Consider the following 12,864-nt stretch of genomic DNA (forward strand, 5'->3'; position numbering starts at 1 on the left):
CGCCGCCGGAGGCGCACTGCCGGTCCGGTGACCGTCTGATCCGCGCGGCCCGGCTCGTAGCGCCGGACCCGCACCTCACCGGCCGGGCGTCGCCGCAGGCGGTACGGCAGGCGGTACGGCCGGGGCGCCGATGAGCATCGAGGGAGCCCCCGCCACCCGGGTCAGGAAGACGGTCGCGGAGTTCGGCCCCTGCGGCTTGACCTTCTTGCGCAGCTCCTCGGGCTCGATCGCCGAGCCGCGCTTCTTCACGGTCAGGATCCCGACCCCGCGCTCGCGCAGCAGCGCCTTCAGCTTCTTCAGGCCGAAGGGCAACACGTCGGTGATCTCGTACGCCGTCGCGTACGGCGTCGCGCGCAGCTCGTCGGCGGTGATGTAGGCGATGGTCGGGTCGATCAGCCGGCCGTCCAGCTGCCCGGCGACCTCGGCGACGAGGTGGGCCCGGATGACGGCGCCGTCGGGCTCGTAGAGCCAGCGCCCGACCGGCCCGGCCTGCGGATCGGGCAGCGGATCGGCGGTGTGCAGCCCGCGCGGCCCGGGGAGCAGGGTGGCGCGCACGCTGCCCGGCGCGGTCCCGAACCAGAGCACGGCCTCCTTGACGTCCCCCTGGTCAGAGATCCACTCGGCCTCGGCCTCTGCGGGCACGGCCTCGTGCGGGATCCCGGGGGCGATCTTGATGGCGGCGTACTTCGCCGCACGGGCCGTCTCCACCGCCCACGACAGCGGCGGCGAGTACGACTCCGGGTCGAAGATCCGGCCGCGCCCCCCGCGCCGGGCCGGGTCGATGAAGACGGCGTCGTAGCCGGCGGTGTCGACCTCCGTCACGTCCGCCTCCCGGACCTCGATCAGGTCCGCCAGCCCCAGTGCCTCGGCATTGGCCCGCGCGACGGCGACCGTGAGCGGGTCGTGGTCCACCGCGAGCACCCGGATGCCGAGCCGGGCCAGGGCCAGGGCGTCGCCGCCGATGCCGCAGCACAGGTCCGCAAGGCTCCGCACGCCGAGGGCGGCGAGCCGCTCGGCCCGGTACGAGGCCACGGACGCGCGGGTGGCCATCTCACCACCGCCGGGCGTGAAGTACATCCGGAACGCGTCCTCGGCGCCGAACTTCGCCACGGCGCGCTGCCGCAGCCGCGCCTGCCCGAGCGCGGCGGAGACCAGGGCGGCGGGGTGCTCGCGGCGCAACCGGGTGGCGACGGCCAGCTCCTGGGAGGGGTCGTAGTCGCGGAGCGAGTCGAGGAGGGCCCGGCCCTCGGGGGCGAGCAGGGCGGCGAAGTCTTCGGGGGTCACGGGTCCATTGTCGGCGACGGTCCGGCCCGGGGGCGGCGCGGGCGGGACCGGAGGAGGATGGGGAGGGGGTGGGGGAGCGGGCCCTGCGGTGGACCCTGTGGGCCAGTCGAAGGAAGGTCCGGCCGCGTTCGCGGTGTCTTCCGGGGAGTCCGTGTGTCGGGTGCCAAGATGCGCTGCTATGCAGCTAGTACGACAAAAGGGAAATAAGTCGCAACAAGGTCACCGGTACGCGGCGGGTCCGCGCGGCCGGTTCGGGGTGGCCGTCGCGGCCCTGCTCGTCGCCGCCCTGGGAACGGCGTGCGGCTCCGGGGACTCCGGGCCGGACAAGGCCGCGAAGGCGAAGGCCGCGGAGGCGGGAGCCGCGGGCGCGCTGAGCGCCGCCGAGAAGGCCAAGGCGGCCCAGCAGGCGCGCGTCGTCGCGGCGAAGAAGTGGGGGCTGCGCAAGACCCCGCTCGTCGCCCCGCCGGCGCCGAAGCAGAAGCCCGAGATCCACACGCGCGACGGATTCGAGGTGGAGGACCAGGAGGAGTACCCGAACGTCTTCACCACGGTCCCGACGGAGGACAAGGTCGTCTTCCTGACCATCGACGACGGCTCGGAGAAGGACCCCGAGTTCCTGAAGATGATGCAGGAGCTCAAGATCCCGTACACGGCCTTCCTCAGCGACTACGTCGTACGGGACAACTACCCGTACTTCAAGCAGATGCAGGCCGCGGGCGTCACCCTGAACAACCACACGCTCAACCACCGCTACATGCCGGGCCTCTCGTACGAGCAGCAGCGCGAGGAGATCTGCGGCCAGCAGGACACGATCCAGAAGCAGTTCGGCAAGCGGCCGACCCTCTTCCGGCCGCCGTACGGCAACTACAACCAGGACACGCTGCGCGCGGCGAAGTCCTGCGGCATCAAGGCGGTCCCGCTGTGGAACGCGGAGGCGTTCACCAACCGCATGGACTACCGGGAATGGGACCGCGACCTGCACCCCGGTGACATCATCCTCACGCACTTCCGCGGCAAGGAGGACTGGAAGGGCACGATGCCTGACATGATCCGTCATGTCATGAAGACCGTCACGGACAAGGGATACGCCGTGGCTCGCCTGGAGGACTATCTGTGAAGCACGCGCGCCGGTTGGTAGCCGGAACGCTGGCGGCCGGCGCGCTCGCGCTGTCCCTGACGGGGTGCGGGGACAGCGCGGCCCCCACTGAGCGACTGGCCGGCAAGACGGCGCAGCCGACGCCGGAGGCCGGTGGCGCCACGCCGTCGACGGCGTCGCCGTCCCCGGCGCCGGGGGGCGCCTCCGACGAGGCGTACAAGAAGTGGGGCCTGACGGCCCCCCTCCAGTACGCGCCCAAGCCGGCCCAGAAGCCGCAGCTCCCGAAGCCGGGCCCGGGCAAGGTCCCGGTGATAGACCGAATACCCGTCCCGGCGGACGACAAGGTCGTCTTCCTGACCTTCGACGACGGCGCGGAGAAGGACCCCGAATTCCTGAAGATGGCGGCCGACCTCAAGCTGCCGATCAGCATGTTCCTCACGGACAGCGTGGCTTCGTCGGACTACGGGCACTTCGAGAAGATCCGCGACAACGGCTCGGCGAGCACGATAAACAACCACACGCTGACGCACCCGAATCTGCGGACCCTCTCCTTCGAGGCGCAGAAGAAGGAGATATGCGGCCAGCAGGAACGCCTGGAGAAGCGCTTCGGCAAGCGCCCGCCGCTCTTCCGCCCGCCCTTCGGCAACTACAACGACGACACCCTCCGGGCGGCCTCGGAGTGCGGAGTCTCGTCCCTGGTGCTGTGGCGGGTCTCGATGCAGATCAACAACTTCCAGTACGCCGAGGGATCCGCCCTCAAGCCGGGCGACATCGTCCTCGCCCACTTCCGCGGCCCCAGTGAGCTCAAGGGCACCACGGAAACCCAGATGACGACGCGCATGCTCCAGCGCATCCAGGAACAGGGCTACCGCATCGGCCGCCTGGAGGACTACCTGTAGGGGCGGCTCCGGGGCGGGGTTCCGGTGGTGCGGGGGCCGTTGCAAACCCCTCGGAGGCGGCGTCCCGAAGGTGTGATGATGACGACCATGGCTATCGATTCAGTGGTCGTACGGCAGCGTGTCGAAGATCTGGACGCGGCTGTGCCCTTCTACGAGAAGTTGACCGGAAGCACGGCGGCGCGGTTCGCCTTCGCCGGAGTCACCCTGGCGAGCGTCGGCCCCTTCCTCCTGTTCGCCGGACCCGACGAGGCGGTGCAGCGGGTCGCGGGCGTGGCGGCGACGCTCGCCGTCCCCGACCTGAACGCCGCGGTCGAGGAAGCCGAAGCGGGGGGAGCCGTCACCGTGATGCCCATCCAGCCCACCCCGAACGGTCACCGAGCGGTGCTGCGGCACCCCCATGGCGGTGTCTACGAGTACGTCGGTCCGTGACCTCGCGTCCTTCGGAACCTAGGCGGAGGCGACGACCTTCCCCGCGGTGACCTGGGGCGGGTTGGGCAGGAACCGGGCCAGGTTGTCGCGGACGAAGAGCGCAGCCCTCTCGACCGACTCGTCGGCGCCCGCACGGTCCCGGAAGACGCTGGTGGACACCATCACCCCGCCCCCGGCATCGACCCAGAAGTACGCCACGAACCCGGGGACCTGACGCATGATCGGCACGAACCCCTCGTCGACGATGCGTCCGGCCTCGGCCGGGTCGGTCACGCCTTCGTAGCGCCGGACAGCTGCGTACATGGTGATCTCCTCAACGGTGCTCGACGTCCGTCGTTGCGAAGAGGGCGTACCCGGACCGGCAGGTACATGGCTCGCGCGGGCCCGGCAATCACCCTTTAGGGTGCGGCCATGGACGCCGCCGTACTCCACCGCAGGACCACCATGCACGACGAGTGCGTGCCGCCGAAGCTCGTCGACCGGCTCCTCGCCCTCGGGCACACCGAAGTGGTGCGCGGGCTGGCCCTGACGGAGGACGGCGACTGGTTCTGCGCCCGCGCCTGGGCACGCCTGCTGGCCGGCCGGGGCGCGCTGGCCGAGGCCCTGGAGGTACTGGCCCCCTACGTCGACACCGGCTGGTGGACGGCGACCGCCGAAGCCGCGCGGCTGCTGGACGCCGGGGGTCGCGGTGAGGAGGCCATCGCCCTCGTGCGCCCCTTCGCCCCGAACGGCGAGCGGTCGGCCCTGCCCGAACTGGCCCTGCTGCTGGCGCGGCACGGGCAGGGCGAGGAGGCGTACGAACTGCTCCTGCCGCACGTCACCGACTGGCTCATCGCCGAGGCCCTGGTCGAGGTGGGCGTCGGGCTGGGACGCGGCGAGGAGGTCGCTGCGCTGCTGGAGGCCCGCCTGGCCCCCGGGAACTCGTGCCCGCGGTGCGGCAGTCCGGAATGCGGCCAGCCGTACAGGGAGCCGTCCAACGCGGTGAACCTGCTCGCATCCGTGCGCGAGAAGCAGGGGCGCACGGACGAAGCGATCGCGGTGCTGCGCTCGTACGGACCCATCGTCGTCAACAACCGTGACCCGCTGGCCGACCTGCTGGCCCGCCACGACCGGATCGACGAGCTCCGCGCCTACGCGGGCACGCCGGAAGCCGTCCGGCAGCTCGCGGAGCTGCTGGAGGAGCGCGGCGACGTGGCGGGCGCGGTCGACGCCTACCGCGAGCACATGGACGAGGACCGCTGGCACACGTCGTACCTGCTCGCGGAACTCCTGGCCAGGCACGGGCGGGGCGCCGAGGCCATCGACGTCGTGCGCGCGCTGGACAGTGCCGAGGACTGGGTCGTGGACCAGCTGTGCAAGCTGTTCGCCGCCGAGGGCCGCGCGGAGGAGGGCCTCGCCCACCTCGACGCGCTCAAGGCCCGGCGGGGCCGGGAGGAGTGGGAGCTGTACCGGCTGCGCGGTCCCCTCCTGGCCGCGTGCGGCCGACTCGACGAAGTGGTGGCGCAGGCCCTCGCCCACCCCGAGGGCAGGACCCCGTACGCACTGGAGGGCCTGGCCCACCTGCTGATCGACGCCGGACGCCCGGAAGAAGCGGTCGCCCTGCTGGACACGGACCGCCTGGACCACCGGTGGACCCTCGGCCCGGTTCTGGTGGAGCTGGGCCGCGTCGAGGAGGCCGTCACGCTCCTGCGGACCCCGCGCCCCCAGACCCCGCCCCCCGAGCCGGTCGGCTACAGCGACTGCCCGCCCTTTTAGGCGTCGAAGTCGTACTCCAGCACGTACGAAGCGGAGTCCAGCGTCATCTCGTTGACCTCGACGACCCGCCCACCCCCGGCGAATGCGGTACGCACGACCTGGATGACGGGCGTCCCCATGGAAAGCGCGAGCCGCTCGGCCTCGTCGGCCGACGGCATCCGGGACCGCACTTCCTCCCGGAAACGAACGGGCTCATGCCCCAGCTCTGACAGCCGCGCGTACGTCCCGCCGGGACCGGTGTCGACCTGGGTCATGGCGGAGTCCCCGACGATGTCCGCCGGCAGGTACGACACCGCGAACAGCACGGGCTTGCCGTCCAACACGAAGCGACGGCTGCGCACCCACACCTGAGTCCCCGCCGGAACGTCGAGCGCGTCGCAGACGCGGTCGTCCGCTTCGTTCGCACGCACCTCGATCTGGTCGACGACCAGCTCTCGATCCTCGGAATCGGCGGACCAGATGGACCGCCCCGATCCCCACTGCTCCTGCGCCAGCCGCTGGATACCGCGCCGCCGCAGGGGCTTGAACGCCCGGACGAAGACGCCGGCACCCTTCCGGGCCTCCGCGAGTCCTTCGTTCTGCAGTACGCCGAGGGCCTGACGCGCGGTCATCCGCGCGACTTCATAGGTGGCCATGAGGTCGTTCTCACCCGGCAGCCGGTCGCCCGGACCGTACTCGCCCGCCTGGATCGCCGACCTGAGCGCATCGGCGATCCGCTGGTATTTCGGCTGACGGGCGCTGCCCTGGCTGGTCATGGAACCGATCACTCCTTCTCCTCTCTAGACACCCTAGGGCCAGAGGTGGGGCACCGCACGCACCAGCATCGGGCCCGCTTACGCGACATCTCTAGAGATCTATTGACGGATTGGGGTGATGTCGGCTGTAGTGGATACATCTCTAGAGAGGTCACTTGAGGGTGGTCTCGTGAGTGAGGAGTGATCTGTATGCCGCAGCACCGTGATGTCTTCACCGTCGATACGGGCGACACGCTTCCGGTGAGGGTGGCTGCCATATGCGAGCCCAGTGACGATCTGCTCGGGCGGGCGCTGATCGGCTGGGAGCGCTTCCTCAGCACACTGCGAGGAGTGCCAGATGAGTGAGCGGTACGAATACGTGCCGCACCGCCTCCTGCGCCGCCGTGTCCGCGACATCGCGTCTGGTGTCGAGGGTGAGCTGATGGCCGTGGTCAATGAGAACGTCTCGGATGCCCGCACCGACACTGGGTGGAACTGGCGTACATCCGTAGCGCGTCCGGGTGCGAATTCACCACCTCCGTCGCCAATGTCGAGCCCGCCGAGTGAGGCCACCCCGCGAAGACCGTGATCAGCCCGGGACGGCCGTCGGGCGCGGGCGAGCGCCGGACCGAGGCCGTGGGCGGCCCATGCCCGACCCAAGACGGCCGTCGGACGCCGAGGAGTGAGGGGCGCGTAGCGATGTGGTGCGCCCACCGACCCCGGCCCGGGTCTGGACGGGCCCGTCTCTCGGTCGTGGCTCTTCGCGCCCGACCGGGCCGGGCATCTCCGGCCTCCGCGTCCCTGAAAAGGAACGCCCGGCCCGTTCCTTCGGGGGTTTCCCGGCAGTCTTCGTATCTCCGGGGCGGGGCGGTCGGTCAAGGGTGGCCGGAGGCCATCGCGAAGCGACGCGACGACGAAGGAGGAGCGCCCTTGAGGGACCGGCCCGACACGGAAGGACGATGGGACTGACGGGAAACCCCCAGCACATCCCTGATGCCGACCGAGTGGCTCCCTCCCTCCCTCCCTCCCTCCCGCCCGCCACGGCCGGCCGCCCCGCCCCTACACCCGGACCACCGGCGTGATCGTCGTTTCCACCGGGCCGTGGGTGTCCGCCTCGCGTTGGCGTTCCGCGCTGTCGCTGATGCGCAGGAGCAGGGCGATCATGATCCAGTTGGCCAGGAGGGACGAGCCGCCCTTGGCCAGGAAGGGCAGGGCCTTGCCCGTCAGGGGGATCAGGCCCGTCACGCCGCCCGCGACCACGAAGACCTGTAGGGCCAGTGCCGCCGCCAGGCCCACCGCGAGCAGTTTGCCGAAGGGGTCGCGCGCGCCGAGTGCCATCCGCAGCCCCCGCTGCACCAGGAGCGCGTAGAGGATCAGCACGGCCATGACCCCGGCCAGGCCCAGCTCCTCGCCCACCGTGGTCAGGATGAAGTCGCTGCGCCCGGCGAACGCGATCAGCTCGGGGTGGCCCATGCCGAGGCCCGTGCCGGAGATGCCGCCGGTGCCGAAGCTGAACAGTGCCTGTGCCGACTGGTCCGAGGTGACCCCGGCAGGCCGGTTCTCCCAGTAGAACGACAGCGGGTTGAGCCACGCGGCCACGCGTGCCTTGACGTGCGGCTCCGTCGAGCCGACCACGAAGGCGCCGGCCGCGGCCATGAGCACACCGCAGACGATCCAGCTGGTGCGTTCGGTGGCGACGTACAGCATCACCACGAACACCCCGAAGAAGATCAGCGAGGTACCGAGGTCGCGTTCGAAGACCAGCACCAGCATCGAGACGATCCACACCGTGACGATCGGGCCGAGCTGGCGCATCGGGGGCAGCCGCATGCCCAGGAACCTGCGGCCCGTCAGGGCCAGCGAGTCCCGGTGGATGACGAGGTACCCGGCGAAGAAGATCGCGATCATGATCTTCACGAACTCGCCGGGCTGTAGCGAGAAGCCGAAGAGTTTGATCCAGCGCTTCGCGCCGTAGGTGTCCGCGCCGAAGAAGGCGGGCGCGATCAGCAGCACCAGCGCGACGGCCATGTTGATGTAGATGAACCGTTGCAGCAGCCGGTGGTCACGCAGCAGCGCCAGCACCAGCAGGCAGGCGGCGATGCCGACCACCGTCCACATCAGCTGGCCGGGGGCGTTCGCGTCCGAGTTGTAGCGCTCGATGTAGCCCTGGTCGAGGCGGTGCAGCAGCACCAGTCCGAGGCCGGTCAGCAGCATGGCGAGCGGGAAGATCAGCGGGTCGGCGTAGGCCGCGAAACGGCGTACGCCCAGATGCCCCACCAGGGACAGCAGGGTCATGCTCAGGGTGAAGTCGACGAACTTGGGCGGTAGCTCGCCGTTCATGGCGAGGCCCGCGGCGGCGTGGCCGAAGACGGCGATGGCGATGACGAAGACCAGGAGCAGCGCCTCGGTGCGGCGGCGGGAGACCGCCGACGTCAGGGGTTTCAGTCCACGCACGGGATGCCGCCGCCCTCCTTGGGGGCGGACGGGGAGGGCGGCGGGGGTGCCGCGTCGGGCGAGGACGAGGGTGAGGGTGAAAGGGAGGTCGAGGGTGAGGACGTGGCGCCCGATGCGTCGGCGTCAGCGGAAGCTTCGGGTCCGATCTGGTCGGCAATGAGGCGCTTTATCTTCATATCATCTACGACGTTGATGTCCTCCCCATGGTTCCTTCCGAAACCTTCGATGGGAAGTGTCGTGAATTGCACCTTCCCGCCGGACAGGTTCTTCGCCTGCTTTACGAACTCCAGGAGATCCCAGCCTTCGTCCGTGACCACGTCCCGTTGGGCGGCGTCGATCGGTTTCATCAGCTTCGCCGGGTCGGTGAAGGTCGCGGCCGAGTCCAGCTTCTTCGTCGCACCCGCGAGAAAGGCCTGCTGGCGCTTGGTCCGGTCCAGGTCCCCGCTCTCCAGGCCGTGCCGCTGCCGCACGAAGGCGAGCGACTGGCGGCCGTCGAGCGTCTGCGGGCCCGCCGGGAAGTCGGCGCCCGAGTACGTGTCCTTGACCGCCCTGTTCAGGCACACCGGTACCCCGCCGGGCGCGTCCGCGAGGTGGTGGAAACCAGCCAGATTCAGCGCGGCGAAGTGACATCGATCGGGACCTCCAGGAAGTTCCGCACCGTCTCGATCCGTGCCGCGCGCCCGGCCCCCCACCGGGCTCCGCCCGGACCCGCGCCTCAATCGCCGGCGAGGCTGGATGGTGGGCCTGCTCGGCGGTGTGCGGCGCGGCCGGATCCCGTGCCGGGCTCCGCCCGGACCCGCGCCTCAAACGCCGGCGGGGCTGAAAATGCGGGCCCGCGCCTCAGGCGTCGGCGGGGCTGAAGATGCGCCCCGCGCCTCAATCGCCGGCCGGGCTTGAATCGGTGGGGTGGGGTGGGGGCGCGGAGGAGGGTTCCCGCAGGGCGAGCGCGCGACCCGGGTCGTACGGCAGGGCCGCGGCCGTCTGGCGTGGGCCGGGGAGATCCTCGTGCGGGGCGCCGCCCCACCCTTTGAAGCCCCGCCGGCGATCGAGGCGAGACCCCACCTCGGCCGAGGGAACGCTCCGCCGAGCCCCCCGCAGGGGACCCGGTACGGGGGCGGTCCGCGCAACGCCCGGGTCGGGAATTGGCACTCCGCTTGACCGAGTGCTAATCGCCGGAATAGTCTCGCACCTGGCACTCACCCCCGGTGAGTGCCAACACAGCGACAGGCAGATCCGGCACCCGCGACGACGGATCGACCTGGTCGCCACCTCAGACAGTTAACCCCGGATCTCCGAAGGGGGAGGTCGGATCGTGACGACCGCCAGCTCCAAGGTTGCCATCAAGCCGCTTGAGGACCGCATTGTGGTCCAGCCGCTCGACGCCGAGCAGACCACGGCCTCCGGCCTGGTCATCCCGGACACCGCGAAGGAGAAGCCCCAGGAGGGCGTCGTCCTCGCGGTGGGCCCGGGTCGCTTCGAGGACGGCCAGCGTCTCCCGCTGGACGTCACCGTCGGCGACATCGTGCTGTACAGCAAGTACGGCGGTACCGAAGTGAAGTACAGCGGCGAGGAGTACCTCGTCCTCTCGGCTCGCGACGTGCTCGCGATCGTCGAGAAGTAATTCGCTTCAAGAAGTTTGCTTGAGCTGCGCCCCTGGTCACCCCGCTGATTGCCGGGCGGCGAGGGGCGCAGCTCGTTAAACCCGAGTTTTCGAGAGGGCTGAACCGCTCCCATGGCGAAGATCCTGAAGTTCGACGAGGACGCCCGTCGCGCCCTCGAGCGCGGCGTCAACAAGCTTGCCGACACGGTCAAGGTGACGATCGGCCCCAAGGGCCGCAACGTCGTCATCGACAAGAAGTTCGGCGCCCCCACCATCACCAACGACGGTGTCACCATCGCCCGCGAGGTCGAGCTGGACGACCCGTACGAGAACCTGGGCGCGCAGCTCGTGAAGGAGGTGGCGACCAAGACCAACGACATCGCGGGTGACGGCACCACCACCGCCACCGTGCTGGCCCAGGCGCTGGTCCGCGAGGGTCTGCGCAACGTCGCCGCGGGTGCTTCCCCGGCCGCCCTGAAGAAGGGCATCGACGCCGCGGTCAAGGCCGTGTCCGAGGAGCTCCTCGCGACCGCCCGCCCGATCGAGGACAAGTCCGACATCGCCGCCGTGGCCGCGCTCTCCGCGCAGGACCAGCAGGTCGGCGAGCTCATCGCCGAGGCGATGGACAAGGTCGGCAAGGACGGTGTTATCACCGTCGAGGAGTCCAACACCTTCGGCCTGGAGCTGGAGTTCACCGAGGGCATGGCCTTCGACAAGGGCTACCTCTCGCCGTACATGGTCTCCGACCAGGAGCGTATGGAGGCCGTCCTCGACGACCCGTACATCCTGATCAACCAGGGCAAGATCTCCTCGATCCAGGACCTGCTGCCGCTGCTGGAGAAGGTCATCCAGGCCGGCGCCTCCAAGCCGCTGCTGATCATCGCCGAGGACGTCGAGGGCGAGGCGCTCTCCACCCTCGTCGTCAACAAGATCCGCGGCACCTTCAACGCGGTGGCCGTCAAGGCCCCCGGCTTCGGTGACCGTCGCAAGGCGATGCTCCAGGACATGGCCACCCTCACCGGTGCCACCGTCATCGCCGAGGAGGTCGGCCTCAAGCTCGACCAGGCCGGTCTCGACGTACTGGGCTCCGCCCGCCGCGTGACCATCTCCAAGGACGACACCACCATCGTCGACGGTGGCGGCAGCCACGACGAGGTCCTCGGCCGCGTCAACCAGATCAAGGCCGAGATCGAGTCGACCGACTCGGACTGGGACCGCGAGAAGCTGCAGGAGCGCCTGGCGAAGCTCGCCGGTGGCGTCTGCGTCATCAAGGTCGGCGCCGCCACCGAGGTGGAGCTCAAGGAGAAGAAGCACCGTCTCGAGGACGCCATCTCGGCGACCCGCGCCGCGGTCGAGGAGGGCATCGTCTCCGGCGGTGGCTCCGCGCTCGTCCACGCCGTGAAGGTCCTGGAGGGCAACCTCGGCCTGTCGGGCGACGAGGCCACCGGTGTCGCGGTCGTGCGCCGCGCCGCCGTCGAGCCGCTGCGTTGGATCGCCGAGAACGCCGGTCTCGAGGGTTACGTCATCACCTCGAAGGTCGCCGAGCTCGACAAGGGCCAGGGCTTCAACGCCGCCACCGGCGAGTACGGCGACCTGGTCAAGGCCGGCGTCATCGACCCGGTGAAGGTCACCCGTTCCGCGCTGGAGAACGCCGCCTCCATCGCCTCCCTGCTGCTCACGACCGAGACCCTGGTCGTCGAGAAGCCGGCGGAGGACGAGGGCGACGCCGGTCACGGCCACGGTCACGGCCACAGCCACTGATCGCGCGCACCACGCCGAGAAGGCCCCGTTCCGCAGTCGCGGAACGGGGCCTTCCCGTTGCCTTGCCGTTGCCTTCCCCGTGATGGGGCCTCAGGTCCCGTACGGGGAACCCGTTCCGCCCATCTGCTGCTGCAGGGCTCCGGGGTTGTAGTGCCACCAACCCTCGATGATCTCTCCCTCCAGGCATCGGAACGTGGTGCTCCCGGACATGTAGTACGTCTTCCCGGTCGGCGCGACTCCCATGAACGGGCCCTTGTGGATGCCGGTCCAGTTCCACACCGTCGTGACCATGTCGCCCTCGGCCAGCTGGGCCGTCGGCTCGAAGGTCATGTCGAAGGCCGCGCGCCACGTTTCCATGTCCGACCGCATGGAGTCGCGTCCGATGACGGTGGACTCCGCCTTGCTGGCGTCGTGGTCGATGTAGTTCGTCGCGAAGCACTCGTCGAGGACGCTCATGTTCCCCGCCATGGCCGCTTCTTCGAACACCCGGTTGGCGAGCTGCTTGTTGAGGTGCTCGTCGCGGACCACGTCGAGGTTCATGAACTTCGGCATGCCTTCGCAGAGGGCCACCATCTCCTGGAACATCCGGTCCGTCTCGGGGAGGTGGGAGTTCTTCATGGCCTCCTCGTACGAAGCGAACTCCACCATGTCCACGTAGTGGTTCCGGGCCTCGCGGTCCTGGCCGATCATCGTGTGCGTGGCGGTGCGCCTGCCGCTGCTCTGCTCCGCCCAGCGGTCGATGAGCGCGTTCATCTCGTCGAACCGCCTGGTCTCGTAATCGATCACTTGTACGAATGTCATCGCGTCGCCTCCCGCGCTGGATGGGACAGGTCCAGTTTAGGGAGATTTCAC

Annotated in this window: 13 protein-coding genes and 1 pseudogene; 8 read left to right on the forward strand and 6 right to left on the reverse strand. The window is 69.8% G+C overall.

Annotated elements, in window-relative coordinates:
• Positions 1-75: 75 nt before the first annotated feature.
• Positions 76-1,284, reverse strand: a complete 1,209-nt coding sequence (locus OG594_RS26840) for a methyltransferase domain-containing protein (protein WP_266603964.1) — start codon at positions 1,282-1,284, stop codon at positions 76-78.
• A 256-nt stretch (positions 1,285-1,540) separates the two neighbouring features.
• Between OG594_RS26840 and OG594_RS26845 the strand changes: the two genes are divergently transcribed.
• The 3 genes from OG594_RS26845 to OG594_RS26855 all read left to right on the forward strand — a co-directional run bounded on the left by OG594_RS26845 (position 1,541) and on the right by OG594_RS26855 (position 3,708).
• Complete coding sequence (locus OG594_RS26845; protein WP_266603966.1) at positions 1,541-2,401, forward strand: polysaccharide deacetylase family protein; 861 nt, start codon at positions 1,541-1,543, stop codon at positions 2,399-2,401.
• Positions 2,398-3,279 (forward strand): polysaccharide deacetylase family protein, encoded by an 882-nt coding sequence (locus tag OG594_RS26850; RefSeq protein ID WP_266603968.1) that lies wholly within the window; start codon positions 2,398-2,400, stop codon positions 3,277-3,279. The genes OG594_RS26845 and OG594_RS26850 overlap by 4 nt, the downstream gene beginning before the upstream one ends.
• Before the next feature lie 87 nt (positions 3,280-3,366).
• Complete coding sequence (locus tag OG594_RS26855; protein ID WP_266603970.1) at positions 3,367-3,708, forward strand: VOC family protein; 342 nt, start codon at positions 3,367-3,369, stop codon at positions 3,706-3,708.
• An 18-nt stretch (positions 3,709-3,726) separates the two neighbouring features.
• Here the strand turns inward: OG594_RS26855 and OG594_RS26860 are convergent, their stop codons facing one another.
• Positions 3,727-4,011, reverse strand: a complete 285-nt coding sequence (locus tag OG594_RS26860; protein WP_266603972.1) for a hypothetical protein — start codon at positions 4,009-4,011, stop codon at positions 3,727-3,729.
• A gap of 108 nt (positions 4,012-4,119) precedes the next feature.
• On the opposite strand from OG594_RS26860, the gene OG594_RS26865 reads away from it, so the two are divergent.
• Positions 4,120-5,463, forward strand: coding sequence for a hypothetical protein (locus tag OG594_RS26865; protein WP_266603974.1), 1,344 nt, complete (start codon positions 4,120-4,122; stop codon positions 5,461-5,463).
• Here OG594_RS26865 and OG594_RS26870 read toward each other — a convergent pair.
• Positions 5,460-6,218, reverse strand: coding sequence for a GntR family transcriptional regulator (locus OG594_RS26870; protein ID WP_266603976.1), 759 nt, complete (start codon positions 6,216-6,218; stop codon positions 5,460-5,462). The two genes, OG594_RS26865 and OG594_RS26870, sit on opposite strands and share 4 nt — an antisense overlap.
• A gap of 189 nt (positions 6,219-6,407) precedes the next feature.
• Here OG594_RS26870 and OG594_RS26875 point away from each other — a divergent pair, with 189 nt between their 5' ends.
• Complete coding sequence (locus OG594_RS26875; protein WP_266603978.1) at positions 6,408-6,563, forward strand: hypothetical protein; 156 nt, start codon at positions 6,408-6,410, stop codon at positions 6,561-6,563.
• Positions 6,556-6,764: pseudogene (locus OG594_RS26880) on the forward strand (hypothetical protein). Before OG594_RS26875 ends, OG594_RS26880 begins: the two are co-directional and overlap by 8 nt.
• A gap of 492 nt (positions 6,765-7,256) precedes the next feature.
• Here OG594_RS26880 and OG594_RS26885 read toward each other — a convergent pair.
• On the reverse strand, positions 7,257-8,651 hold the full coding sequence (locus OG594_RS26885) for an FtsW/RodA/SpoVE family cell cycle protein (protein WP_266603980.1): 1,395 nt from the start codon (positions 8,649-8,651) through the stop codon (positions 7,257-7,259).
• Positions 8,639-9,343, reverse strand: coding sequence for an LCP family protein (locus tag OG594_RS26890; protein WP_266603982.1), 705 nt, complete (start codon positions 9,341-9,343; stop codon positions 8,639-8,641). The genes OG594_RS26885 and OG594_RS26890 overlap by 13 nt, the downstream gene beginning before the upstream one ends.
• Before the next feature lie 620 nt (positions 9,344-9,963).
• Between OG594_RS26890 and groES the strand changes: the two genes are divergently transcribed.
• Both groES and groL read left to right on the forward strand, forming a co-directional pair.
• On the forward strand, positions 9,964-10,272 hold the full coding sequence (groES, locus tag OG594_RS26895) for a co-chaperone GroES (RefSeq protein WP_030011064.1): 309 nt from the start codon (positions 9,964-9,966) through the stop codon (positions 10,270-10,272).
• A gap of 111 nt (positions 10,273-10,383) precedes the next feature.
• Positions 10,384-12,012, forward strand: a complete 1,629-nt coding sequence (groL, locus tag OG594_RS26900) for a chaperonin GroEL (RefSeq protein ID WP_030011063.1) — start codon at positions 10,384-10,386, stop codon at positions 12,010-12,012.
• 90 nt (positions 12,013-12,102) lie between these two features.
• On the opposite strand, the gene OG594_RS26905 is transcribed toward groL, so the two are convergent.
• Positions 12,103-12,813, reverse strand: coding sequence for an ester cyclase (locus OG594_RS26905; RefSeq protein WP_266603985.1), 711 nt, complete (start codon positions 12,811-12,813; stop codon positions 12,103-12,105).
• Positions 12,814-12,864: the final 51 nt, after the last annotated feature.

Origin of the sequence: Streptomyces sp. NBC_01214 (assembly GCF_026340975.1) — a bacterium.
Taxonomy (GTDB): domain Bacteria; phylum Actinomycetota; class Actinomycetes; order Streptomycetales; family Streptomycetaceae; genus Streptomyces.